The sequence below is a fragment of the Rhodococcus sp. FW305-130 genome, assembly GCF_058788335.1.
In genome coordinates this window covers 243,860-268,658 of sequence record NZ_JBYTAP010000003.1, presented here as the reverse complement: position 1 = coordinate 268,658, position 24,799 = coordinate 243,860, and the positions used below count along the sequence as shown (strand labels likewise).

At 62.1% G+C, this 24,799-nt stretch carries 24 protein-coding genes; 5 read left to right on the top strand and 19 right to left on the bottom strand.

The annotated features are described in order from the left end of the window. Positions 1–8: 8 nt before the first annotated feature. The 16 genes from AC3WQS_RS11290 to AC3WQS_RS11215 form a co-directional block, all read right to left on the bottom strand. Positions 9–758, bottom strand: coding sequence for an N-acyl homoserine lactonase family protein (locus tag AC3WQS_RS11290; RefSeq protein WP_020906225.1), 750 nt, complete (start codon positions 756–758; stop codon positions 9–11). A gap of 73 nt (positions 759–831) precedes the next feature. Further along, on the bottom strand, positions 832–2,217 hold the full coding sequence (locus AC3WQS_RS11285) for an MFS transporter (protein WP_020906224.1): 1,386 nt from the start codon (positions 2,215–2,217) through the stop codon (positions 832–834). Between the two features lie 232 nt (positions 2,218–2,449). Further along, a complete protein-coding gene (locus tag AC3WQS_RS11280) occupies positions 2,450–3,802 on the bottom strand; it encodes an MmgE/PrpD family protein (RefSeq protein WP_459114090.1) in 1,353 nt (450 codons plus the stop codon). 32 nt (positions 3,803–3,834) lie between these two features. Beyond that, the gene (locus AC3WQS_RS11275) at positions 3,835–4,599 is read right to left on the bottom strand and encodes an alpha/beta fold hydrolase (protein WP_060938428.1); all 765 of its coding nucleotides are present in this window, start codon (positions 4,597–4,599) and stop codon (positions 3,835–3,837) included. Positions 4,600–4,714: 115 nt separating this feature from the next. Further along, positions 4,715–5,572 (bottom strand): ABC transporter permease, encoded by an 858-nt coding sequence (locus AC3WQS_RS11270; protein ID WP_060938429.1) that lies wholly within the window; start codon positions 5,570–5,572, stop codon positions 4,715–4,717. After that, positions 5,569–6,390, bottom strand: coding sequence for an ABC transporter ATP-binding protein (locus AC3WQS_RS11265; protein WP_020906220.1), 822 nt, complete (start codon positions 6,388–6,390; stop codon positions 5,569–5,571). The genes AC3WQS_RS11270 and AC3WQS_RS11265 overlap by 4 nt, the downstream gene beginning before the upstream one ends. After that, entirely contained in the window at positions 6,371–7,453 is a 1,083-nt protein-coding gene (locus tag AC3WQS_RS11260; protein WP_197941153.1) for an ABC transporter substrate-binding protein, read from the bottom strand. Before AC3WQS_RS11260 ends, AC3WQS_RS11265 begins: the two co-directional genes overlap by 20 nt. Beyond that, on the bottom strand, positions 7,434–8,471 hold the full coding sequence (locus AC3WQS_RS11255; RefSeq protein WP_020906218.1) for an ABC transporter substrate-binding protein: 1,038 nt from the start codon (positions 8,469–8,471) through the stop codon (positions 7,434–7,436). The genes AC3WQS_RS11260 and AC3WQS_RS11255 overlap by 20 nt, the downstream gene beginning before the upstream one ends. A 747-nt stretch (positions 8,472–9,218) precedes the next feature. After that, the gene (locus AC3WQS_RS11250) at positions 9,219–9,887 is read right to left on the bottom strand and encodes a DUF998 domain-containing protein (RefSeq protein ID WP_492712726.1); all 669 of its coding nucleotides are present in this window, start codon (positions 9,885–9,887) and stop codon (positions 9,219–9,221) included. Positions 9,888–9,982: 95 nt separating this feature from the next. After that, on the bottom strand, positions 9,983–11,170 hold the full coding sequence (locus AC3WQS_RS11245) for an aldo/keto reductase (RefSeq protein ID WP_060938430.1): 1,188 nt from the start codon (positions 11,168–11,170) through the stop codon (positions 9,983–9,985). Between the two features lie 218 nt (positions 11,171–11,388). Beyond that, positions 11,389–12,177 carry an SDR family oxidoreductase gene (locus tag AC3WQS_RS11240; RefSeq protein ID WP_020906215.1) on the bottom strand — a complete coding sequence of 263 codons (789 nt, stop codon included), beginning with the start codon at positions 12,175–12,177 and terminating at the stop codon, positions 11,389–11,391. Between the two features lie 72 nt (positions 12,178–12,249). Continuing rightward, positions 12,250–12,699 carry an FMN-binding protein gene (locus tag AC3WQS_RS11235; protein WP_020906177.1) on the bottom strand — a complete coding sequence of 150 codons (450 nt, stop codon included), beginning with the start codon at positions 12,697–12,699 and terminating at the stop codon, positions 12,250–12,252. Between the two features lie 50 nt (positions 12,700–12,749). Continuing rightward, a complete protein-coding gene (locus tag AC3WQS_RS11230; RefSeq protein WP_060938431.1) occupies positions 12,750–13,616 on the bottom strand; it encodes an FAD:protein FMN transferase in 867 nt (288 codons plus the stop codon). Between the two features lie 63 nt (positions 13,617–13,679). Next, positions 13,680–14,561, bottom strand: coding sequence for an aldo/keto reductase (locus AC3WQS_RS11225; RefSeq protein WP_020906175.1), 882 nt, complete (start codon positions 14,559–14,561; stop codon positions 13,680–13,682). Beyond that, positions 14,558–15,427, bottom strand: coding sequence for a helix-turn-helix domain-containing protein (locus AC3WQS_RS11220; protein WP_020906174.1), 870 nt, complete (start codon positions 15,425–15,427; stop codon positions 14,558–14,560). The genes AC3WQS_RS11225 and AC3WQS_RS11220 overlap by 4 nt, the downstream gene beginning before the upstream one ends. A 144-nt stretch (positions 15,428–15,571) precedes the next feature. Continuing rightward, positions 15,572–15,925 carry a hypothetical protein gene (locus AC3WQS_RS11215; protein WP_041814655.1) on the bottom strand — a complete coding sequence of 118 codons (354 nt, stop codon included), beginning with the start codon at positions 15,923–15,925 and terminating at the stop codon, positions 15,572–15,574. A 125-nt stretch (positions 15,926–16,050) separates the two neighbouring features. On the opposite strand from AC3WQS_RS11215, the gene AC3WQS_RS11210 reads away from it, so the two are divergent. After that, complete coding sequence (locus AC3WQS_RS11210) at positions 16,051–16,485, top strand: cupin domain-containing protein (RefSeq protein WP_003945598.1); 435 nt, start codon at positions 16,051–16,053, stop codon at positions 16,483–16,485. Here AC3WQS_RS11210 and AC3WQS_RS11205 read toward each other — a convergent pair. Continuing rightward, positions 16,474–17,679 carry a cytochrome P450 gene (locus tag AC3WQS_RS11205; RefSeq protein ID WP_492712725.1) on the bottom strand — a complete coding sequence of 402 codons (1,206 nt, stop codon included), beginning with the start codon at positions 17,677–17,679 and terminating at the stop codon, positions 16,474–16,476. The two genes, AC3WQS_RS11210 and AC3WQS_RS11205, sit on opposite strands and share 12 nt — an antisense overlap. A gap of 139 nt (positions 17,680–17,818) precedes the next feature. Between AC3WQS_RS11205 and AC3WQS_RS11200 the strand changes: the two genes are divergently transcribed. The 3 genes from AC3WQS_RS11200 (at position 17,819) to AC3WQS_RS11190 (ending at position 21,557) form a co-directional block, all read left to right on the top strand. Beyond that, positions 17,819–18,679 (top strand): SDR family oxidoreductase, encoded by an 861-nt coding sequence (locus tag AC3WQS_RS11200; protein WP_336505094.1) that lies wholly within the window; start codon positions 17,819–17,821, stop codon positions 18,677–18,679. After that, positions 18,676–19,404, top strand: a complete 729-nt coding sequence (locus AC3WQS_RS11195; RefSeq protein WP_007734116.1) for an acetoacetate decarboxylase family protein — start codon at positions 18,676–18,678, stop codon at positions 19,402–19,404. Before AC3WQS_RS11200 ends, AC3WQS_RS11195 begins: the two co-directional genes overlap by 4 nt. A 95-nt stretch (positions 19,405–19,499) precedes the next feature. Beyond that, entirely contained in the window at positions 19,500–21,557 is a 2,058-nt protein-coding gene (locus AC3WQS_RS11190; RefSeq protein WP_408988878.1) for a neutral/alkaline ceramidase, read from the top strand. An 81-nt stretch (positions 21,558–21,638) separates the two neighbouring features. On the opposite strand, the gene AC3WQS_RS11185 is transcribed toward AC3WQS_RS11190, so the two are convergent. Further along, positions 21,639–22,835, bottom strand: a complete 1,197-nt coding sequence (locus tag AC3WQS_RS11185; protein WP_020968434.1) for an MFS transporter — start codon at positions 22,833–22,835, stop codon at positions 21,639–21,641. 143 nt (positions 22,836–22,978) lie between these two features. Here AC3WQS_RS11185 and AC3WQS_RS11180 point away from each other — a divergent pair, with 143 nt between their 5' ends. Next, positions 22,979–23,425, top strand: coding sequence for a MarR family winged helix-turn-helix transcriptional regulator (locus tag AC3WQS_RS11180; protein ID WP_003945852.1), 447 nt, complete (start codon positions 22,979–22,981; stop codon positions 23,423–23,425). Here the strand turns inward: AC3WQS_RS11180 and thrS are convergent. Beyond that, on the bottom strand, positions 23,422–24,642 hold the full coding sequence (thrS, locus tag AC3WQS_RS11175; protein WP_492712724.1) for a threonine--tRNA ligase: 1,221 nt from the start codon (positions 24,640–24,642) through the stop codon (positions 23,422–23,424). The genes AC3WQS_RS11180 and thrS overlap by 4 nt on opposite strands. Positions 24,643–24,799 lie beyond the last annotated feature (157 nt).

Here is a 24,799-nt window from a genome sequence, read left to right as displayed (position 1 = left end):
TAGTTGTTTCATTCGAAGATCGCCCGCTCCACGACCCGGAAGTCGTGGCTGGGAATGACTTCACAGTCAAGCTTTTCGATTTTGCGCAGGCTTTCGTCGTAGGCGACGAGGTCGGTGAAGAGCCCTACCGGGATGTGGTCCGCTTCGGCGTCGCCATTCCAGTTGTCGTACAGGTAGATACAGTCGCCGGCGATCAGGTATCGCGTCGACTCTGCTTCGACGAGAACGCCTTGCGATCCGGGCGTGTGCCCCGGCAGCGTGACGAGAGTGACGCCGGGTGCGATCACGGTGTCACCGTTCACCGTATCGATCCGGTCCTCGGCTCGCTTCCACGAGGGTTCGATGTCGGCGGAGATCTCGAAGTGCTTGCAGTGCCACTGAAGTGGGTTCCGTGCGTAGTCGAGTTCGGACTGCTGAACCAGCACACGCGCGCGCGGGAACAAGTGGTTGTTCGAACTGTGGTCCCAATGCAGGTGGGTGTTGACGACCACCGCCACGTCCCGCACGTCGATTCCGGCGGCTCGCAACACTTCCTCCGGCCGCTCTTCAGTGGTCTGTTCCATATTGATCTTGTGGTCGTCCCACGCACGGGCGAGGTCTGCGCCGGTATCGACGACAATGGGCGAATCCCCTCCCTCGATCACGTACATGATGAGGGGAAGATCCTGGGTCTCCCCGTATCCACGCAGGTAGGTGAACGACGGTTTCGGCAGGCCGTACACTCGCCCGACGCAGAAGGCACGGATGGTCAATGACATTGATGGCTCCAACGAATCGATTGCTCGGAACGGTGCTCGACCGCTCGATGTCTCCGGGTGATTCGGTCCACGGTTACGAATCGCCTGCACGGTCCAACCCGACGCCCGGCGGGGCTTCGTCGAGCGCACGGCTGCGCGTCTCGCGCAGGACGTAGGTGCAGATCAAACCGACTGCGGCATAGCACGCGAGGAACACTCCGAAGACCGCGCCACCGTACTTGCTGATCAGGGTTGCCGCGACGAGTGGCGGAACACCGCCTCCGAGAATCGCTGCGAGGCTGTAGGCAAGACCGGCGGCGGTTGCGCGGTATCGGGTCCGAAACAGCTCCGACAGGAACGATCCGCACACACCCCAGCCGTGTCCCGCGATAAAGAAGCTGACCGTGATCGCCAACCAGAACGCTGCCGGCGATCCGGTGTCCAGTAGCGGGAACAGAATCAGCGCCCAGGGGATGCCGATCAGGTTCACCACGAGCAGCACCGGTCGGCGACCGAATCGGTCCGACAGGATGGCCCCCGAGATCATCGACGCCCCGTTCACCACGTTGCCGAACACGCCCGCAGCGAGTACGCCCTGTTGGTTCAGATCGAGAGTCACTGTTCCGTAGTTGATCAAGTACGCGATGCCTATGTACCCGAACGCGAAGGACGACACGAAAGCTCCTGCGCCGAGCAGGATTTCCCGCCACTGGTGCGTCATCGCCTCCACGAACGGAAGGCTGCTTCGGCCCTGGCTCTCCATTTCGTCGGTGAATACGGGACTCTCCTCCAGCTTGAGCCGGACGTAGAGCCCCACCGAGACGAGCAGAATGCTGAGGAGGAAGGGCACTCGCCAGCCCCAGGCGATGAACGTCTCGTTGGACATGAGTAGGCCGGTCACGAAGAACGTCGACAGCGCGAGGATATTCGCCACCGCGCCGCCGAGATTGGTGAACATCGACCAGAAACCACGGCGCTCGCTCGGTGCGTTCTCCGATGTGAAGAGTGCTGCACCGGCCCATTCGCCGCCGGCTGCGAAGCCTTGAGCGATACGCAGGACGATCAGCACGATCGGCGCCACAACCCCGGCCGTAGCCGCGGTGGGTAACAGGCCGATGATGACCGTCGAGACACCCATCAACATCATCGTCGCGATCAACGTCTTCTTGCGCCCGAGGCGGTCTCCGAAGTGTCCGAACAGGACGCTACCGAACGGGCGAGCCACGAACGCGACGCCCAGGGTAGCGAAGGACACGATCGTGCCTGCATAGGTCCCCAATGCGGGGAAGAACGCGTCCGCGAACACCAATGCCGCTGCGGTTCCGAAGATTCCGAAGTCGTAGAACTCGATCACCGTGCCCATGAAGCTGGCGAACGCGACCCGCGACATCTTGTTCTTCTTCGGTGCGGACGCGTCCACCGTCGCCGTCGGTTCCGCAACGCCGCGTACGGCCGATGGGGGTGATGAATAATTCGTCAACAGAAAACTCCTCGTGAGCGAAAGGGCCTGAACGCAACCGCAGGCCTACCGAGTTACACACGATTCCGTATATACGAACTTTCAGTCCGAATTAGGAACGTAACGCAATGTAGCGCGCATCACATAGATGGTCAAGAGTGAAGTGAGCAGTACGGTGGGGTCGGCCCGAACGCATCGTCCCAAGCAGCCCCACCGCACGGTTGTCGGTTGGGTCGTCAGTTGTCTGCGACAGTCATCCGGCCAAGATGCCGGTCAGGCTTCGGACGTCATCCAGGCCCTCCAGCGCCATCGCAGACGTCACGAGCTCAGCAAACCGCTGTGCGCCCATGCGCGGTTCGAGCATCGACTGCCACTTCAGCTGCAGCAGGTCCCACGTGACATTGTTTTCGCGGAACCGATGCCCACGAGGATGTTCGATCAGCCGCGAGACTTCTCCGGAGTCGGTCCGGAGGGTGACCCGCGCCCCCCGGCCGTGCGGCTGCTTCCGTTCCAGGTCGTCGTCGACATACACGGTGACCGCTTTGCGAAGCCGAGAGACCTGCGGGCTCGCGAGCAGCGCAGACGAGTGTGCTTCTTCGAAGCCCAGTCGGCCCGCCACCATGGCGACGGACAACATGTCCTGCATGCAGATGGTGGGCATGTTGCGCGAGTCGACCACGCTGGCGGCGAACGAGGGCATGCCGACGGTGGCCGATCGCACCTGCTCTGCGGACAGACCGTTATCGGCGAGCAGACTCAATGCCGCTTCGACCGCCGAATGGATCGGATAACCCGCGGCGTAGAACTTGAAGTTCGCGCCGAACACGGCGTAGTCCTCACCGAGGCCGTCGGTCAGCGCGGATTCGCGACCGGGCTCACCCCACGTGTCGATGATGCCCCCGGGTGCGCCGAAGATGTCGTCGACGCCTTCGAGACCGGCAGCCGCTTGCAGTGCGCCTGCCACACCGGCCGTCGCCGGCTGCCCGCCTTTGGTGATGGATTTGCTGATATGACGGCGCTCACCGAAGAACGCGACTGGACTCACCGCCTGCCCCAGCGTGAGGGCGGCTGCGTGCCTGGTGGTGTCGGCGTCGAGCCCGAGTAGTTTGGCCGACGCGACCGCCGCTCCGATCGAATGCAGACACCCGGCGTACAAGCCGTGCTCCGACCGCATCCACGACAGGCCGCCGACCGCCGAGATAGTGCGACCCCCGGCCTCGAAGCCCGCCGCGACTGCGTCGACAAGGTCTGCACCGGAGGAACATTGGCGATCGGCCACAGCGACGGCGGCGGGGACGATGACGGTGGCCGGATGACCGGTGGCCCTGAAGTCCTCGGTCGCATGCGCGCAATCGAGCTCGGCCGCATGCCCGGCGGTGCCGTTGACGAACGCAGCCGTCACGGCCGCCATAGTGCGCGACGAATGAGCGATGCTGGACTCCCGTGACTCGCCGAGTGTGCCGGCGTACTGCAACGCAAGACGACCGGACGGAAGTTCCGCACCGACGTAAGCGCATCCCAGCTGGTCGAATATCAGCATCTTCGTGCGCTCCACCACGAGCGACGGTAGATCGGAATAGCGCTGCTCGACCAGATACTCGATCATCGTCGATTTTTCGCCGGTGCCGCCGTTGCGCGTCAATGGACGACCGCGGAAACTTCGCGCTCGGCCGCCGCAAGGAGCATTCCTGCCACATCCTCGGTGTGCGTCACCATCGCGTCGTGACTGGCAACCAGGGTCCACAACTCGAAGTTCGAATCGCCGGAGTGACTGCGCTCGAGCGCCCGCGCCGAGTCGATGTGTGCCACGCCATCTGCGTTCTGGCACAGTATGAACACGGTCGGCTTCTCCCACACGCGCCGCACCTCACCGAGTCGGTCGGTGTAGGTCTTAAACGGCTGAGCTGTGATTCTGGGATTGACCCACGCGAGGTCATCGGGATCGGTGATGCCCCAGTAGGACGCATCGGACGCGGGCACAAGCCATCCGTCCCCTTCCCGTTCGACGGTCCCCCTGATGCGCTCCTCTCGGCCTGGCGGTTGTAGGTCGAGGACCGACTCTCCCGACCTGGGCATGACCGCGTCCAAGAAGACGACCGACCGCACCCGGTCGCCGATCACCTCCATCGCGCCCGACCCGACCATTCCGCCATAGCTGTGCATGACCAGCACCACGTCGGTGAGGTCTTCGAACTCGAACACCGCCACCAGATCTTTCACGTGCGTGTCGAGTCCGACCTCCCGAGAAGCAAGATGCGCTCGGTCACCGAGGCCGGTCAGGGTCGGGGCGTACACCCCGTGACCTTCGGCTCGAAGCCTGTCTGCGACGCGCTGCCACGACCAGCCGCCGTGCCTTCCGCCGTGTACGAGGACGAAGGTCGGTTTCTTGCTCGTAGTATTCATTTCTTCTGTCTACCTTTCGATTCGACGCGCCTGCATCTGAAAAAGGAACAGACCGACTTTCTCGCCGACGCCTGTGCGTCGGCGAGAAAGCCAGTCTTGGGGAGGACTTTTGTTGTCAGCGCTCGGCTGTTTCTTTCCACATGAGCGCGCGGCGCGAGATCATGAAGACGATGCGGTCGAGGGCGAAGCTGATGGCTGCGAGCACTACCACCGAGGCGAAGGTGCCTGCGGCGTTGAACTGTGCTGCGTTGGACGAAAGCATGTACCCCAATCCCTCACTACCGGTGAGGAATTCCGCGACTACGACGCCAACGAGCGCGTGTGGCACGGCCAGCTTGAGGCTTGCCACCACCCACACGAGGGCCGACGGGAGTCGCACGCGCATCACAAGGTCCCATTGAGACGCACCGGCGATACGGACCTGGTCGATGAATTCTTGCTTGACGTCTTTGATACCGAAATACACGTTGTAGAAGATCAGGAAGAAGACCACGATCGCCGACACACCGACCGCGAGCGACCTCCCGATTCCGAGCCACAGGATCAGCAGCGGCACTAAAGCCACGACGGGAATGCCGTATGCCGCAGCGACGAACGGCTCGAGGACCATCGAGACGGTCTTCGACATCGCGAACAGGTAGCCGAGCACGAGGGCACTGATCCCACCGATGAGGAAACCCTGCGCGGCAGGCACCATCGTCGCCATGATGTTCGTCCACAGGCTGCCGTCGAGGATCCAATCCCAGATCTCTTCGGCCACCGCGGTCGGCTCGGGCAGATAGAACGTGTCAACGAGGGTGCCGGCCGCCACCGACCACAGAATCAGGAACACCACCACGGCGCCGAGCCGAGAGGACGTCTGAATCCACGACTTTCGCTGACGCTTCTTCTTTCCCAGCATGCTCGCTTTCGCCACTGCCGCGACGGCGTCGTCCCGGTCCGGGGTGACCACTTCTTCGATGTTCGTACTCATGGCGTAATTCCTCGCGCTCTCTGCAACGACCGGTGCAGCGTTTGGCCGATTTCGCGGAAGCCTTCGTCGAAACGTAGGGTGTCGGGATCTCGCTCCGGGCCGAGATCGATGGGAATGTCGTCGATGATGTGGCCGGGCGAGCCGCCGATCACGACGACCCGCTCGGACAGCAGCGCAGCCTCTTCGAGGTCGTGTGTGACGAACAGGACTGCGACACCGGTGTCGCGGACAGCGGCCCGCAGGTCACGCTGGAGTTGTGCACGCATCTGGGCGTCGAGCGCGGCGAACGGCTCGTCCATCAGCAGCAGTTCGGGCTTGTAGATCATTGCGCGAGCGAGCAGTCCGCGCTTCTTCATTCCGCCGGAGAGCTGCGCTGGGTAGCGGTGACCTGCGTGGTCCAACCCGAAATTCAGCAGCAGTTCGTCGACTCGGTCCTTTATCTCGCTCTTGGCGACCTTGCGCATCTTCAGCGGAAGACCGATGTTCGCGGCGAGTGTCAGCCACGGAAGCATGGTGTCTTCCTGTGTCACGTACCCGACCTGACGGTTGACGCTCGTGATCTTCTTCCCACCGAAGAATATCTCGCCGCGGTTCGGCTTCAGCGTTCCCGCAGTCATGTTCAGCAGCGTCGACTTCCCGCAGCCCGACGGGCCGAGGAGGGTGACGAACTCTCCTTTGTCGACGCGAAGGGAGGTGTCCGACAGGACATCCACATCGCCGGTAAAGCTGACGGCGACCTTCTCCACACGCAGCAGATCCGTGGTGTCGATCTCCCGGTCCGACACGGCGGGTGCGTTTCTAGTCTTGAGCAGCGCCATAAGTCACATCCTCGTAGTTGACATCGTCATATGCGGCTACTCCTTCGGGATCGTTCTCGACCCAGAAGTCGTAGGAAGAACGCGGGAAGGTCGGCGCGTCGGGGTAACCCCCCGCGGACTCCTCCCATGCCAGATCCCAGACACCTTGATCCAGTGCGGGGAAATACTCGGCCTTGAGGACAGGACCGAGGGCATCCCGTTCAGTCTTAAGTGCATCGAGCGCATCGGCCATCACGTCGCGGAACTTGTCGACGGACTCGGTGTTCTCGTTCACCCAATCGGTGCGTCCGACGATTGCGAGAACCGGAACGTCGGCCGTGGCTTCGATGTCACCGCGTGGACCCGAAATCCACACCACCGCACCGCTGTTGATGATGGCCTGCTCGACGATGCCGCTGGCCGTTGCGATCGCGTCGAACTGACCCTGAGCCAGCCCGGTCACCAGCGCGTTCGGATCCTGGATGCCAACCATCCTGACGTCCACGTCCGGGTTCATGCCGAACCTGCCCAACTCGTTCCTCAATAGGGTTTGGTAGGTCGAACCGGAGGGGTTGGTGCCGATGGTCAACCCACGAAGTGCCTCCATCCGTTCCGCAACGGGTGCATCAGGAGTGATACCCAGACGGGCGATGACGTCTGGACGGATCACCATGACCTGCTGATTGTTGGCGATCGAACCGAGGATCGTCAGCGGCGCCCCTTGGCGGATCGCCGCGAGAGCTGACGGTGGGCCCGCCAACGCCAGATCTGCATCTCGAGACAGCACCGCCTCGATGCTCAACGTGCTGGACACACCGGCCTGGTCGAGTTCGACGTCCAGGTCGTGAGCGGCGTCCAAGTCCTGCGCCGCCATCACGAGCGCAGTGGCATTCGTGAAGGTTGCGACGGACATCTTGATATCGACAGGCGTGACACCTTCGGCAGTGGTTCGTTTCTCGCTCCCGCATGCGCTGAGCGTCAAGATCAACGCCACTGCGGCAACGACGATACGCCTGGTTCGTGAGTCTGCCCCGGTAGCGCCGCAACTCGCCGCGGCGGTGTGTCTAGCCCTTCGCGGGTGCATAGGTCACATCCTCGTAGTTGGCATCTTCATACGCGGCAACACCTTTCGGATCGTTCTCGACCCAGAAGTCGTAGGAGGAGCGCGGGAAGGTGGGCTCGTCGGGGTACCCGCCTGCAGACTCCGCCCACGCCAGGTCCCAGACCCCTTGATCCGTCGCGGGAAAGTACTTTTCCTTGAGAATCGGGCCGAGGGTGTCGCGGTCGGACTCGAGCGAATCGAGCGACTCCCCCATGGCGGCGCGGAACTTGTCGACGACTTCGGCGTTCTCGTTGACCCAATCGGTGCGGCCGACCATGGCGAGAACCGGAACGTCGGCAGTCGCTTCGATGTCACCGCGCGGTCCCGAAATCCACACCACCGCACCACTGTTGATGATTGCCTGCTCGACGACACCGCTGGACGTCGCAACCGCGTCGAACTGCCCCTGAGCGAGACCCGTGACCAGAGCGTTGGAATCCTGGATGCCGATCAGCTTGACATCGTTGTCGGGGTTCAATCCGTACCGACCCAACTCGTTTCGTAGGAGAGTTTGATAGGTGGAACCGGACGGATTGGTTCCGATCGTCAGGCCGCGGAGGGCTTCCATGCGCTTCTCGATCGGCGCGTCGGGAGTGATACCCAACCTATCGATTACGTCCTGTCGAATCACCAGCACCTGCAGGTTGTTCGCAGTCGAACCGAGGATGGTCAGCGGAGCACCTTCGCGCATCGCGGCCAGAATCGACGGCGGGCCAGCCAGAGCGAGGTCTGCGTCGCGGGAAAGGACTGCCTCGATGCTCAACGTGCTGGAAGCGCCGGCCATGTCGAACTGAACATCGAGGCCGTGAGCTGCGTCGATGTCCTGTGCGTCCATCGCGAGCGCACCGGCGATCGTAATAGTCGGGATAGACGTGTTCACGCGCAGTGACGTGACACCGTCAACCGTGGCCGGTTTGTCGTTACCCCCGCAGGCTGCCAGCGCCAGAATCGAGGTCACGGCAATAGCGGCCGCGCGGCGGCTCTGCTTGGTGGGTCTCATAGGTACTCTGCTTCTCCTCGATGAGCCAGTTCGGGAAATCGCATCCCCAAAATGTTCGTATTTACGATCACATGGTTGTGATTACGGACATAGGAAAACTAGCATGTGATCGTCACCACGTCCAGAGTGAGCTTTGGGTCCGATTGGGCTAACCATTGACTCGACTTGCCACAGCCGACGCACACACTCGAAGCAGGGAGAACGAGCGAATTGATGCAGTTCAGTCCGTAAGACGTAAGATGTGTACGCACTCATCAGGTGAGAAACACGACCGCGTTGCCGATGTTTGCGGGCACCCCGACGCGCTCGGCCGCATGCTGACCCCACGGGCGCTGAAATAGGTCGCAGGCCAAGTAACCCGCCAACTACGTCACGGGAGGTCAATGCCGAGATGTCGCGTAAAAGTCTCCGTGGTGACGAACCCTGAAGGTCAGTGTTTTCCGATTGTGGTCGGTAGCCGATCTCACGCCCATCGTGATGGACACGAGCACCACGAATAGGCGGTCAGGAAGAGAACTTTACAGCCCTTCCGGTGACCTGTTTCCGGGCCGGCGAATCGCAGATGAGATGGCGAGAACGATCAGGACCACCACCGCTTACTGCGACTTCACAGGAATATCCCTGTTGCGCATTCTCAAAGCGGTCGCGATTCCAAATATGTTGCAACACTGATTATCACAATGACAATTGCGAATATGACTACGTCTTTTCGAGTGATCCGAGGATCGAATTCGTCATCATTTCCGTCTAGGTCCGTGCGAGGGCCCATTTGCCGATCACCACCAGAGTTGCCGCTTCCGCTGCGGCGATCAGTCGTTCCGTGTAACCGAACGTGACGACGTCCCACCAGTCGACTCCAGTTGCCGCGTCAGCACCCAGGGCATAGACGAGTGGTACAAAGGCCAGAATCGATATCACTCCGGCGATCAGCGTTCTCCGGGCACAGCGTGCATGATTTCGATCCCGAAGCCATGGCCGCGCAAGCAATATCGCTGCGACCGGAAGGCTGAGAAATGCCAGAGCGCTGGCCGCCCAGTGGATGATGCCACTGATGCTCACCGGCTGGGACCAGTCTTGCTTGGGAAATGCTGCAATGCAGATCAGCCCGATGATCCACATTGCCATGGCGGCAGCAACGCCCGATTTCCAGACGGTGAGTTGTCGGCCGATGAGGGCGATCAGAAATCCGGCTGATCCGGCCGCCAGAAGGACTACCGCAGCGGTGAAGATCCAGCGACCGCCACCGAGACCGTGTGCGCTGATAGTTGGTTCGAGCCTGCTGCCGGTTGTCACGATCGCGTGGACATCGAGTGACAGGAACAGCACAATGGACACGATGACGATGCCGAATCCTCCTTCGGCAATTCGCCTCGCTGGCCTCGATGTGGCCAGTTCTCGTTCTGCTGAATCTGTCACAGGTCGATCTGCCTTCGTGGGAACAGCAATGCTGTTGTGTCGGTGATCATTTGCCGAACATGCTCTGCGCCAGCGAGGCCAGCACTGTGACTGAATCAGGGAAGCGGCGCTTCGATACCGGTAGCAACCAACGCGCCGGCCGGCAGCCGATCTCCCTGAATCGGAATCGACGCGATTGCAGTGTTCAGTTCTCGGAGTTCGTCAGGACTGAACGAGACTTCTTCAGATCCAAGGTTTTCGATGAGATGCGGCGTCCTAGTCGTGCTCGGAATAGGCACAATCCACGGCTGTTGCGCCATCAACCACGCCAGCGAGATTTGCGCAGGTGTGGAACCCTTACGTACTGCCCAATCTTGAAGCAACTGGATCAACGGCATATTCGCGGCCATCGCGTCGGGGGCGTTGCGAGGCACAGCTCCACGGAAATCGTCGGCAGCAAATCGAGTGAAGGGACTGATCGTCCCCGTTGTGAATCCCGCTCCCAGCGGAGACCACGGCACGAAGCCGATTCCCAATTCTGCACACAGAGGCAGGATCTCGGCTTCAGGCCCGCGCCACAGTACGGAATATTCATTTTGGATCGCCGTCAGCGGTTGAACGGCGTGTGCCCGGCGAATAGTTTGCGGGCCCGCTTCCGAGAGTCCGAAGTGGAGCACCTTTCCCTCGTCGATGAGGTCCCGCACAGTACCGGCGACGTCTTCGATCGGAACCGCCGGATCGACTCGGTGCTGGTAGAGCAGGTCGATGCGATCAGTTTTCAGTCGCGCCAGCATCCCTTCGACAGCCCCGCGAATATTGTCCGGGCGGCTGTTCACACCACCAAGACGCTCACCCGTCGCGAGGTCGATATTCCATCCGAACTTCGATGCCACTACAACTTGGTCACGGATGGGTTCGAGCGCTTCTCCCACGATTCGTTCCGATTCGAACGGACCATAGGCTTCGGCCGTATCGAAAAACGTGACGCCTTGATCAGCGGCGGTTCGGATCAACGTGACCATATCCTCGCGGCTGGTGACCGGGCCGTAGAGCGTGCCGACCATGGTCTGGCAACCCAGTCCGATACTCGAAACCTCCAAGGATCCGAGCCTCCGGCGATCGGTGAGCGTGGTCGCCGCTGCGACGGCTCCTGCTCCGCTAGTGGCGGGAGATGTCGACTGGTCCGATGCCGTTTGGTCGCTCACGCAGGCAGTTGCCATCCCGGCAACGATCGGCACTGTGGCCAGACCGGCAGCTCCCAGCAGGAATTTACGACGGCTGGCACCGGCGGGGGCGTTTCTCACAGAAACTCCATTTCTGTTTGATGTCACAGTCCTTGAAGGACTTAGGGCTAAAGAAATGGCCTTATTCAGGTGGCACCACCATCAGCTGCGCAGTTAATAAGGCCGATACTCGGCACCTCGACGCGCCTCGCAGCGTGGACAGGCCTTTCTTCCGCACCGAAGACATCCACGGCATGGCAGACGTCATCGCCGACATCTACTCGAGAGCACTCTAGGTACTACGCCGGTCCGGACAGTTGGAAACGTCCACGAATGGCGTCGAGGTCACTGAGCACGCGTGGAGACTCGACGGCCAGTGGCAAGTTGTCGCGATCAAGTGGCCCGTCGAGAGTTGTTTCCGAATCCGGTTGAAGTGCGGCAAAAAGCGGAGTGAGGTCGCTCTGAGCCTCTCCCTGCTCAGCGACGAGTTCGAACGTCTTGTGGTCGGCCGTGTCCGCGTTCAGAGCGGCGATGAGGACTTCTGCGATCTGCTGGCGGGAGATCACGCCGTCAGAGGGATCACTTGCCCACCGTCGGTCACCCTGCAGCATGCCGACGTGATGTTCGTCTGGTTTGTTGTAGTCGAACCACCCCGGCCGCACGATCGTGTACGGCAAGCCACTTGCCCGTACCAGGCGTTCACCGCGGCGCTTCCAATCGTGGCCGGGCGTGGGTTTGGTGACGCCGATCGTCGTCATCAGGGCAATCCGGGCCGGATGCTTCAAAGCGTCGAGCACGTTGCGGACAGCTCCGTAGTTGATCTGCTCAGCTTCACCGGCGCCGCCGTAGGTGCCATGTGTGAAGACGATCCCGTTGACTCCGTCGGAGACTTCCCCGAGCGTGTCGGGTCGAGTGAAATCGCCGACAGCGATTCGGGTGCCTTCTGGGAACAGGGAGGACTGGGCCGGGTCGCGAACGAGCGCCGTCGTGTCCAATCCGACGCGCATGGCTTCGGCCACGACAAGCTGGCCGATACTGCCTGATGCTCCGACAATGAGTACCGAGTCCACCGAAAATCGTTGATCCATATTTTCGACGCTACGGCTGAGAGGGCCGAAGTGGGAGGAACCGTTGATACACCGATACGCAGTCACCCCTTCCTACTCGGGCACGCGCGCCTGTTCACGAATCTTCGCGATGGCGTCGTTGAAACCATCGGCGCAACCGCTGGCGCCGGCCAGAACGCCGACCTCCGCCTCATCGAGGCTCTTACCGATCACCGCTTCCGGTACAGCGGCAGCGAACCGCTCCTGGTAGCCGCGAGAAGTGTCGTTGTTCTCCGGCATCGGTTCGACGGCGACATCGCTGATCGTGTCGTCACTGAGCGTGACCGTGATGGTCATGTACGACGGCGCGCCACCGTAAATACCCCTCTCGGTAAAAGTGCCGTCTTCGTATTCGTTACTGCGCGAGTCCGTTTCGGCGATGCGAGAGCCCGTACCGTTCGACGGCGTGGTGGTGCCGGGATTGCTGCACCCGACAACATGCAACAACACGGTCAGCGATGCGGCCGCGACAAAGGTCGCGCGAACAAAGTTGTGAGACTTCATAGTTCCCCTTTCTGATGACTGTGAGCTGAGTTTCGGTACACGCCGGTATGTCAGAGGAAGAGCTCTCCGGCGAAGTCGTTCGACCATTGCACTCTGCCGTCGGCAAGCATGCGCACCCAGCTGAACTCGAAGGAACGCAAGGACTCTGGGGCACTGACAAACAATGCGGTCGCCAGCCCGTCGGCGGTCGCAGCGTCAGCGGCCATCACCCAGGTTGCGATAACGTCGGTAACAGGTTGCCGAGTCCGTCCGTCGAGGACGTGGTGCAGCCCCTTCCCCCAGGCACGCCGGGTGGTGGCCGAGGCACACAGTGCTGCGTTCCGAAGGGGAACGGTGCCAATGACTCTCCCTGGCAAAGAAGGATGTGCCAGGCCGACGGTGAGCGGTTCCGGTCCGCAGTGTCGCAGATCGCCACTCCCGTCGACGAGGAATGCTCCGATACCGACATCCAGCAGCGTCTGGGCGATGAGATCGACCAAGTGTCCCTTGCCCGCCGCACCGACGTCGATCACCACCGGACGAACGGTGGTAATCGTGGACTCAGTCCGGTCGATATCCGAAAGCCAATACTCCCTGCGCTGGCGTCGAGCGATCCCGACCTCGTCAGGCGCCAGTGTGTAATCGGCGTCATAACCGAGCAGTTCGAGATCGCGTCCGACGAGCGGATCCACCGCGCCGCCCGTCGCGGCAACCAGCCGGTCGTACAGTTCGAATAGCGCTACGTCACACTCAGGGAACTCGTACTGTCCGCCGTTTTCGGCGTGCGCAATCCGGGTGATAAGCGAGTCCGCGCGGAATCGGGACCAGACGTGGTCGAAGTCTTCGGTGAGCGCGCCGATCCTTTGTCGCAACCCATCCAGCACCGGGTTCTCGGTTGTGATCGCCCAGTCGGTGCCGATTGCTTTGAACCGAAACACCGATCGAGCGTCCGCCCTTTTCACTTCTGGCCCCGAGACCTGGGGTCCATCCGTCTCGTCCGTTCAGGCCTCAGGGATGTCCCGGTGGAACGCCTCGAGGGTCACCGAAACCGGGTCGGGACCGCCGCGCACGCCAGTGTTGAGCGCGTCGATTGCACCGAGTTGGGCGGTGCTGAGTTCGAAGTCGAACACATCGAAGTTCGACGCGATCCGCTCCGGGTTGACGGACTTGGGGATGGCCGACCGCCCCTCCTGCACATGCCAGCGCAACATGACCTGCGCGGGAGTCTTGCCATGAACGTCTGCAATCTCGCCGATCACCGGATCATTGAACGTCGACCTGTCGCTGTCGCCTCGGTAGCTGGTGATCCCTCCCATCGGTGACCAAGCTTGGGTAAGCACGCCGTGCTCCGCATTCGCCTTCTGCACCTCTGGCTGAGTGAAGTAGGGATGCACCTCGACTTGATTCACCGCAGGCACCACATCGGTCTGTTCGAGAAGCACTGCGAGGTCGCCTGGCATGAAATTACTGACACCGATCGCGCGAACCCTTCCATCCGTCAGCAGCGTCTCGAGCGCCTTGTAGGCGCCGACCGTCCTCCCGAAATCGGTGGTGAGGGGCTGATGCAGCAAGAGCAGGTCGATTTGTTCGACACCAAGCTTGCCCGCGCTCTTGTCGAACGCATGCAGAGCCTCGTCATAGCCGTAGTCACTGATCCAGAGCTTCGTCTCGATGAACACTTCCGACCGATCCAACCCACTGCGACGGATTCCTTCACCCACCTCTCGTTCGTTGAAGTAGGAAGCCGCGGTGTCGATCAGTCGGTAACCGACGCGCAGCGCCGCGGCTACGGACGACGATGTGGTCTCCGGCGGGGTCTGGAAGACTCCGAAACCCAGAGCGGGCATTTCGATTCCGTTGTTCAAAGTGAGATTCATGCTCATTTCCTTACGTCTGTTTTCGGTGGTGTCGTGGCAGCGAGACTGCCGAGGAGCTTGAGACGGTCTTCGGAGGCGCTGCCAGGTTCAGCGGTGTAGGCGAACATGAACCACTCCGGATTCGCCGGAAGGCCCATCGCTTCGTAGGACAATTCGAGATCGCCGACCGCAGGATGGTGGATACGTTTGATCCCCGCCCGATGGTGGCGAACATTGTGAGCTGCCCACCTGCGCCGGAAAGTCTCACTGCGCGTGACGAGTTCGCCAATCAGATCGGTCAACCGCCGATCGAGCGGATTCTGCCCGGCGTAGATGCGGAGCGTCGCGACGATGTCGTCGGCATTGCGCTCCCAGTCGGGGAAGAAGGTTTGCGCCGCAGGATCGAGAAAGGTGAATCGGGCGGAGTTTCCCTGGTTGGCCGGGTCATCGAAGAGGGGCGCGTACAGCGCCCGCCCAAGTGAGTTTGCGGCAACGAAGTCCATGCGCTGATCCCGCACCCACATCGGCGCGCCCGTCACCGAATCCAGGAAACGCTGCAAGGTGGGTTTTACGGTCTGCTCTCCGGGCCGGGTGCGTCGGCGCGGCGGTGGGGGTCCAGCGGCACGAGCAAGGTCAGCCAGATGGTCGATCTCGGCGTCGTCGAGCTGAAGGGCTTTGGCGATGCTGTCGAGAACTTCCGAAGAAACACCGGCCAGGTCGCCGCGCTCCATCCGGGCGTAGTACTCCACGCTTACACCAGCAAGAAAAGCGACTTCTTCTCGGCGCAGTCCGGACACCCGGCGACGACCGCCTCCGATAATCCCCGCCTGTTCCGGCTTGATCCGGTCCCTGCGAGTGCGCAGGAACTCAGATACTTGTGCACGATGGTCCATACCGTCGACGGTAGAGGCAGTGTTCCCGTTGTGGGAGGAACTGCCAATACACGGATGAATTTGAGCTTCCTTGCAGCTTCACAGTGCGATGAACGGGCCCGACATGGTTTCTTCTTCCGGTGGTCTGACGATCTGACCGCCACGTCAGCCGAAGATCGACCTCAGATTCGCATTGATCAATGTATTGAGCCGCTTTCGCATCCTGACAACCTCTGCCTCGGACGGTATGGGATCTTCGAGGAAGAGCGTCCAACGCAGCATCGTGCTGTTTCCGACCGCCTCGATGTCGAATCGGATGACGGCGTCGGGGCGGTCCGGCCAGATCGACGACCAGATCACCAGCCCCGGTTCTTCAGCCCTGACGATCTCCGGTGCGATCTCGCTCTCGAGAAGTTCCAGCCAGTGCCGGGCGGGTTGGCGGTACGGATCGATCAATGCCTCGAACATGAAGCGCGCAGGCGGCGGCTGGCTCCGGCGCCTCGTCGCGACTTGCCGCATGGCACGAGCGTAACCGCCTCTCAAGGGCATACCTCTGCCTTCGCAGTGCTGGATCCACGAAAACTGGGATAAACCGGGCATCGACGGAGGACACTCAGGAGCACATCCGTCTGGGAGGGCCGCTCATGCGTAAACGCCATCAGGTTCTGCTTGCAGTGTCCGCAGCGATCGGGCTGTCTCTGACGCCGATCAATGCGTCGGCAACACCGAGCACGGGAGTACACGGTGAAATTCTCGGGCAGGTGACTTTCGACGGCAAGGACTACATCCTGCGTCAGATCACCATCGACCCCGGCGGTTCCACCGGTTGGCACTTCCACGACGGGACGCTCTACGCACTGATCGCGCAGGGCACGTTGAGCCACTACCGATCCGATTGCTCCGTCGACGGGATCTACAGCGCCGGAAATACTTTGATCGAACCGAGCGGTTCAGATCATGTGCACATCGGAAACAACTCGCAGACAACACCATTGGTACTCGAGGTCGTCTACGTCAATCCGGCGGGCAGCCCCCTCTCCGAAGATGCTGCGCCTCCCAACTGCCAACTACCCGGCTGACGGCGCCGAAGCGGTAAACCGCACCGGCATCGATTCGAGACCGGACACGAAGTTGGCGGCACGCCGCTGCAACGGCGCGTCGGTGGCAAGTGCCATTCCCGGCAGCCTGGCGAAGAGTTGCTCGAACATGATCCGTCCCTCGAGCCTGGCCAGCTGATTACCCAGACAGAAATGCGTTCCGAAGCCGAAGGCCACGTGTGGATTCGGTGTGCGGCCGATATCGAACCGTTCGGCGTTCAGGAACACGGACTCGTCGAAATTTGCCGATTCGAAGAGCAGCAGCATCTTCTCACCCGCCTTCAGTTGCGCACCGAAGAAATCGGTATCACGGGTCAGAGTTCGAGCCATGTTCTTGATCGGCGAGGACCACCGCAACATCTCCTCCATTGCCAAGGGAATGGCATCGGGATCGTCGGCCAGCGCTCGATGCTGGTCCGGATGGCGCAGCAGCTGCTCCATGCCGCCGCTCAGGACGTGCCGTGTGGTCTCGTCACCGCCGATGAGTATCAGTAGGGACTCGTTGACGATTTCCTGATCGGAGAGGGCCTCGCCGTCGACCGCACTGTGAATCAATGTGCTCACCAAATCGTCGGCCGGCTCGCTCCTCCGCTCGGCAATGGTTCGCATCATGTACGCGGTGAAGTCGACATACGCAGCCATCATGGCCTGCAGTTGCTCCTGGGAAGCGTTGCTTCCCAATGCCTTCACCAGATCATCCGACCACCGCAGAAACAACGCGCGTTCCTCGGGACGGACACCCAACATGTCGCCGATGACGGCCATGGGAAGTGGTGCGGCCAGGTCTGCGACGAAGTCGGCTTCTCCTTTCTCACAGACGGCGTCGATCAGTTGATCGCAGATCTCCCGGATACGGCCGGCCTTGGCTTCGACCTTCTTACGTGTGAAACCCACGTTGACCAAGCGTCGACGCGTGAGGTGCTGCGGGTCGTCCATGTCGATCATCTGCGGCAACGGACCCGTTTCGGGGCGGATGCCGCCGGCGTTGGAGAACAGTTCGGGATCCCGCTCGGCTGCGACGACGGCGTCGTAGCTCGCGGCCGCGGTGATTCCGTTGGCGTCGTCTCGGTACACGGGCTCGTGATCACGCATCCAGGCGTATGCGTCGCGCACATTCCCGAGGTCTCCGCTGTAGAAGCGTCCGTCGATCAAATCGAAGGTCGGTCTGGTAGCCATCACTCCACCTCTCGCACAACCCTTGCCACAATAAGTAGAACCTGTTCCTATATAGCGTGGGGCGTTTTCACCGAAGCCGAACCGGAAAACCTCCAGAATCAGCACGCGAGCCCGCCGGAGCAACGACCAGGAGACACACATGGACGACGACACCGCCTCAGCGGGCATACCCACTTTCACCGGCACATCGATACTGGTGACCGGCGGCGGTAGTGGCATCGGTCTGGGCATCGCTCGTTCGCTGGTTGCGTCTGGCGCTCACGTCACGATCTGCGGACGCAACAAGGAGAAACTCGAAGCTGCCGCCGAATCGATCCGGCAGTCGAGTCCGGAAGGATCGGTCAGCGTCTCCCCTACCGACGTCACGATCGAGGCAGACGTCGTCGCCGCTGTTGCCGCGGCGGTCTCCGTCACCGGAAAGCTCGACGGAGTCGTGGCCTGCGCCGGCGGGAACGAAACCATCGCACCGGTCACGCAACTCGACGTCGACGCGTGGCGCCGCACCGTCGACCTCAACGTCACGGGGACCATGCTGACGATCAAGCACGGCGCGCGGGCGCTGGCGGCAGGCGGCGGTGGATCCATCGTCGCGATCTCGTCGATCGCCAGCAGCAACACACATCGCTGGTTCGGCGCGTACGGCGTCTCGAAGTCCGGCGTCGACCACCTGGTGCAATTGGCGGCAGACGAACTGGGCGCCAGCAACATTCGTGTCAATGCGATCCGGCCGGGTCTGACCCGAACGGATCTGGTCGCGCTCATCACCGACGGTGGCCCCATCCTGGACGATTACCTGGCCAACACTCCGCTCGAACGCGTCGGCGAGGTCGAGGACGTCGCCGGACTCGCTTCCTTCCTCCTCGGACCGCAGTCCACCTGGATCACCGGGCAGATCATCAACGTCGACGGAGGCCAAATGCTGCGCCGCGGACCGGATTTCCGCTCGATGCTCGAACCCGTCTACGGATCCGACGGACTCCGCGGGGTGGTCGCGCCATGAGCTACACGATTCTGGGCAAGAAGGTCGAGATGCCCGTCGAAGTTCGCACCGCGTCGGCCTTCATGGCGTTGTACTCGGTACCCAGCGCAACGGCGCAGTCGATCATCGATTACACCGGCTTGACCGTCCTCCAATACCGTCCCGGCCGGGCGCTGTGCGGCCTGGTTTTTGTCGACTACATCGATGGGGATCTAGGGCCGTACAACGAATTCGGGGTGACGTACATGGTGCGCAGCCACACTGCGCCTCCCGAAACCTCGGTGCTGGGAGATCTACGTTCGCTCGCTGCCGGAACTGCAGGGGCACTCATTCACGAGTTGCCGGTGGACGGAGAGTTCACCAAGGCCGCCGGCCGGGAAATCTGGGGATTCCCGAAGGTGCTCGCCGAGTTCGACACCGAGCACGTCGGCTCGGTCAAGCGCGGATCCGTCTCGCGCGACGGCAAACTCATCACACAGTTGAGTGTGAAGTCCGGCGTCAGCGTGCCTGGCGGCGGAGCCAACATGTCGTTGGCCGCGTACTCGCATCTCGACGGCGCAACCAGGTGCACGTCGTGGGACATGGCGCCGACCGGCGTCAAATCGCGCCCTGGTGGAGCAGAGGTTCAGCTGGGTAGTCACCCGATGGCGGCGGAGCTTCGGAAACTGGGACTCCCCCGCCGGGCCCTGATGACCACGACCATCAAAAACCTGGCGATGACGTTCGGGGAGGCGACAACGATCTGAGTGTCGGCCGACGGCGCCCCTTTCGGTCACGTGTGACTCGGGCTACACTCCTGGACGGTTGACCAACTCGCGTCAGACCGCCCGAAAGGACACTCGTGCAGATCACCCGACGCACCGTACTGGCAGGCGCTGCCGCCGCACCTGCGCTCGCCGCTCTGTCGACGAACCACGCCGTCGCAGCTTCGCCGGCACGCACCGTTTCATCCGCACGCACCGACAAGTCGTCGGCGTCACTGCAGGTGGGCGTCGGAATTTCCGACGTGACCGGACCGGTCGCCGAAGTCGGCATGATGGGCTACTCGAGCTTCGACCAACGCGCCGAAGGCCTGCACCAGCGAATGCGCGCACGCGCCTTCATCTTCGAGTCCGGCGGGTCACGGGTCGCCTACGTGTGCGTCGACAACTGCATGATCTTCCAGTCCGTTCACGACGAGGTCCTACGCCGGCTGGCTGGGAAATTCGGCGAAATCTACACCGAACGCAACGTCATGTTGACGGCCATCCATTCACACGCGGCATGTGGTGGGGCCTCGCACAACTACGCGTACAACCTCGCAGTTCTCGGCTTCGAACTGCAGGTGTTCGAAGCCGAGGTCAACGGCATGGTCGAGGCGATCAGCGCTGCCCACGAGAACCTGGCGCCGGGCTCCGTCCGTTTCGGGCGGTCCGATCTCACCGATGCCAGCGTCAACCGATCGCGAGTGGCGTTCGACCTCAATCCCGAAGAGGACAAGGCCTATTACCCCGGTGGCAACGATCACCACATGCGTGTCATGCGGATCAGTCGGGGCAGCAAGGACATCGGGGCGATCAACTGGTTCGCCACCCACTGCGCCTCGCTCACGAACGAGAACCATCTCATCTCCGGGGACAACAAGGGCGCCGCGGCGTACTTCTGGGAGCACGACGACCGGGGTGTGCGTTACCTCGACGGCGACACCAGCTTCATTGCCGCTTTTCCGCAGACCAACAGCGGCGACATGTCACCGAACCTCTTCCTCGAGCCCGGACGCGGACCGACCGAGGACGAATTCGAGAATGCACGCATCATCGGGCTGCGCCAGGTTGCGGCGGCTCAAACTGCCTTCGGCTCGGCCTCCGAAACCGTCACTGGTGGTGTCGACAGTCGGATCATGTACCTGGACATGGCAAATCAGGTGGTGAGCGGAAGATTCACCCCGGACGGGCGCGAGCACCGCACTGCACCGGCAGCGATCGGTGCGGCAATGAGCGCCGGAAGCGTCGAGGACGGGCCGGCAATTCCGATCTTCCCCGAGGGCACCCGAAACCCCATGATCGACGCCTTGGGCGGCATGGATGCTCCTGTGCCTCAATGGCTTCAGGATGCACAGGCCCCCAAGCTCGTAGTCGTTCCGGTCGGCCTGCTGCCACCGGGCGGATGGGTGCCGAACGTACTCAAGATCCAAATCCTGCGGATCGGCCAGTTCTACATCGTCGGTGGCCCTGCGGAATTCACCATCGTCTCCGGATTACGAGTGCGTCGAACCGTCGCCGAGGAGCTTGGAGTTCCGCTCGAGAACGTCATCTTCCAGGGCTACGCGAACTCGTACTCGAGCTACTGCACCACGCCACAGGAATACGATTCGCAGCAGTACGAGGGCGGCTCGACGATGTTCGGCCGTTACACACTGCCGGCCTATCAACAGGGGTACGCCGCTCTCGCAGCCGCGATGCGCGACGGCACCGAACCTCCTCGCGGCCCCGCGCCGGCCGACCTGTCCGGGTTCCAACCCAGCTTCGGACCTGGCGTCGACTTCGACGAGCCCTTGCCGGGAACACAATTCGGCGATGCGACCGTCCAGCCCGGCGACAGCTCACCGGGTGCGCAGGTTGCCGTCGAGTTCGTCACCGGCCACCCCAAGAACGACACTCACCGAAACGGGACCTTCTACGAGATCCAGCGAAATACCGGCGGATCCTGGACACGGGTCGCCGACGACAACGACTGGTCCACCAAACTGCACTGGCGCCGGGTCGGGAGCAACGGTTCCGTCGTTCGCATCACGTGGGATGTTCCGGCCGATACTCCGGCGGGTACGTATCGAGTCCAACACTTCGGTGCGTCGAAGGCTCGGGGTAGCGGCGCGATTTCGCCCTTCTCCGGGGTGACCGCCGAATTCCGCCTCACCTGACCCGCGTGAACGTATCGCTCCCCTTGTTGGACAAGGGGAGCGATACGTTCACGCGATGGGGTCAGAGCGCAATGGCCAGGTTCAGGCGGCGGTCGGGTGCAGCGAGGTGCTCGACGTCGACTGCTCTGACGCTGCCGGGCGGTCGATCTTCGCCGCGACGATCAGGACCAGCAGACCGGCGACGGTGACCGCCGCCCCCATCCAGATCGGGGAGGTGAAGCCGAGTCCCGCGGCGATGGTGATTCCGCCCAGCCATGCCCCGAGCGCGTTGCCGACGTTGAAGGCGGCAATATTTGCACCCGATGCCATGGTCGGTGCGGCCGACGCGTAGTTCATGATCCGCATCTGCAGACCTGGAACCGTCGCAAAACCGAAGGCGCCCATGAAGAACAGCGAGATCACGGTCATGACCTTGCTCTCGGCGGTAGCGGCGAACACGATCAGAACGACGGTCAGGATCGCGAGAATCCAGACCAGCGCCTTCGTCAGCGAGCGGTCGGCCGCCTTGGCACCGAGGAAGTTACCGACGAACAGGCCCGAGCCGAAGAGGATGAGCAGCCACGGAACGCTGGACGTCGCGAAGCCGGTGACCTCGGTGAGGGTGAAGGCGATGTAGGTGAACGCTCCGAACATTCCGCCGTAGCCGAGGATGGTGATGGCGATCGAGAGCCATACCTGCTTGTTGCGGAATGCCCCCAACTCTCCGCGCAATCCGCCGCCGGTCGTGCTGGCGGGCGTCGTCGGGACGAGTGCTGCAATTCCGATGAGCGCGATGACGCCGATAACGGTGATGGCCCAGAACGTCGAGCGCCATCCGAGTTGCTGGCCCAGCAGAGTGCCGAACGGAACGCCGAGAACGTTGGCGATGGTCAGGCCCGCGAACATCATCGCGATGGCGCCAGCACGCTTGTTGGGCGCGACCATATCGGCGGCAACCACCGAACCGATCCCGAAGAACGCACCGTGGCACAGTGCCGCGACGATGCGTCCGCCCATCATGACCTCGTAGGAGGGCGCGAGCGCGGACATCAGGTTGCCGATGATGAACAGCACCATGAGCGAGAGAAGGACCTTCTTGCGCTCGAAGCGGGTGACGGCAGCGGTCAGGAGGATCGCGCCGATCGCCACCGACAGTGCGTAGCCCGAGATCAGGTAGCCCGCGACGGACTCGGTGACCTCGAAATCAGCCGAGACCTCGGGCAGGAGGCCCATGATGACAAATTCGGTGAGGCCGATCCCGAACCCGCCCATAGCGAGGGCAATGAGACCCAATGGCATCTCGATGTTCCTTTCACAGATTTACGCGTAAGCCGTTAGCGGGCGTGTGCAGTAGTTGCAGGCGCGCTATAAATAGTTGCACGCGCGCGCTACATGCGCAAGCTGGTAACCTGGAGTCGCAGGAAACGGACAAGGAGAATCACATGGGGATCGCCGACGACGCCGTCGAAATCCGTTCGCAAGGGTGGCGCACGCTCGCAGCACTGCACGGCGCCCTCGACACCGAACTGGAACGCGCGCTCCAGCGTGAGCACAAACTGTCCGTCGTCGAATACACCGTGCTCGACGCTTTGAGCCGCCAGGACGGCTGGCACATGCGGATGGCCCAGTTGGCTCGCGCTGCCGCACTGAGCAGCAGCGCCACGACGCGCTTGGTCAATCGACTCGAAGATCGAGGACTACTGACGCGCATCCTGTGCGCCGACGACCGCCGAGGCATCTACACCGAACTGACGCCGGCCGGCCGCGAGCTTCTCGAAAGCGCACGGCCGACGCACGACGCCACCCTCGAGGCCGCACTCGACGAGGCATGCAAAACACCCGAACTCGCGCCACTGGTGCGCGCGCTCCACGAACTACCCGTCGGCTAGAAGTCTGCCGGAAGCAGGGCACGCTCCTCGATGCCCGAGACCACCTGAGCGACAAACACACTCGCATCGACGACCGCCCGCCCACCACGCGCAGGGACCAGAACGTCGACGGTGCCGCCGTGCACCTCGTTGTCCCCGATCACCGCGATGTACGGGTCACGGTGAGTGCGTGCCTCGCGGATGCGACGTCCCAACGATCCGTCAGGCGCGATCGCCACTCGAACATCGCGAGCCTCGAGATCGGCCCGCAAACGCTCGGCCTCAACCTGGTGCCGGTCGCCGACGGGCAGAATCGAGACTTGGTTGGGTGCCAGCCACGGCGGCATCCGCCCTTCGAACCTTTCGATCAAAAGCGCAGTCATGCGTTCCATCGACCCGAGCAAGCCCCGATGGATCATGACGGGGCGAGCCTTGGATCCGTCCTCAGCGGTGTACTCGAGGTCGAACCGCTCCGGTTGATTGAAGTCGAGTTGCACGGTCGAGAGTGTTTCCTCGCGGCCGTGCGCGTCTCGCACCTGGACGTCGATCTTGGGACCGTAGAACGCTGCCTCCCCCTTCGCTTCCACGTACTCGATCGAGCGTGCATTCAGCGCCTCGCGAAGGTGATCCTCGGCGTCCGCCCAGTGCTCGTCGGTGCCGAGGTACTGCCCCTCTCCCCCTCTGATCGAGAGTCGGTACCCCCGTTCGGCAATCCCCAGAGTCGAGTAGCAGCGCTCGATCGCGTCGAGCGCGACGATCACTTCCACTTGCACTTGTTCACGACTACAGAAGACATGTGCGTCGTCGAGATTGATCTGTCGGACTCGACTCAATCCGCTGAGAACTCCGGAGAGTTCGCTACGGAACATCGAGCCGAGTTCACGAACGCGGAAAGGTAGCTCGCGATAACTACGACCGCGAGCGGCGAATACCTGAGCGTGATGAGGACAGTTAGCCGGACGAAGGAGAAATGACTCTCCGCCTATCTTCATTTCGGGGAACATGTCTTCCGAGAACTTGGACCAATGACCAGATCTTTCGTACAACTCTTTCTTCGCCATAACGGGGGTATAGACACCCCGGCAACCGGAGCGCGCTGCTTGTTCGGCGGCGAACTTTTCGAGTTCGTTCCTGATGACGGCGCCGTCCGGTAACCAGAGCGGAAGGCCGGCTCCGACTATGGGGGTGGTGGCGAAAAACTCCAGGTCGCGCCCGAGTTCGCGGTGGTCAACGCTCATGAGAGCTCTCCAAATCGTTCAAGGGGAGACGCACACGGAGCGACGAAACAGGAAAGCCCCGGGGCGATAACTCCCGGGGCTGAAAGGGTTCGGTCAGCAGTTGCTAAACGATGCGCCGGAAGAGAACCGGCGTCGTCGTGTTGTGCGCAATACTGAC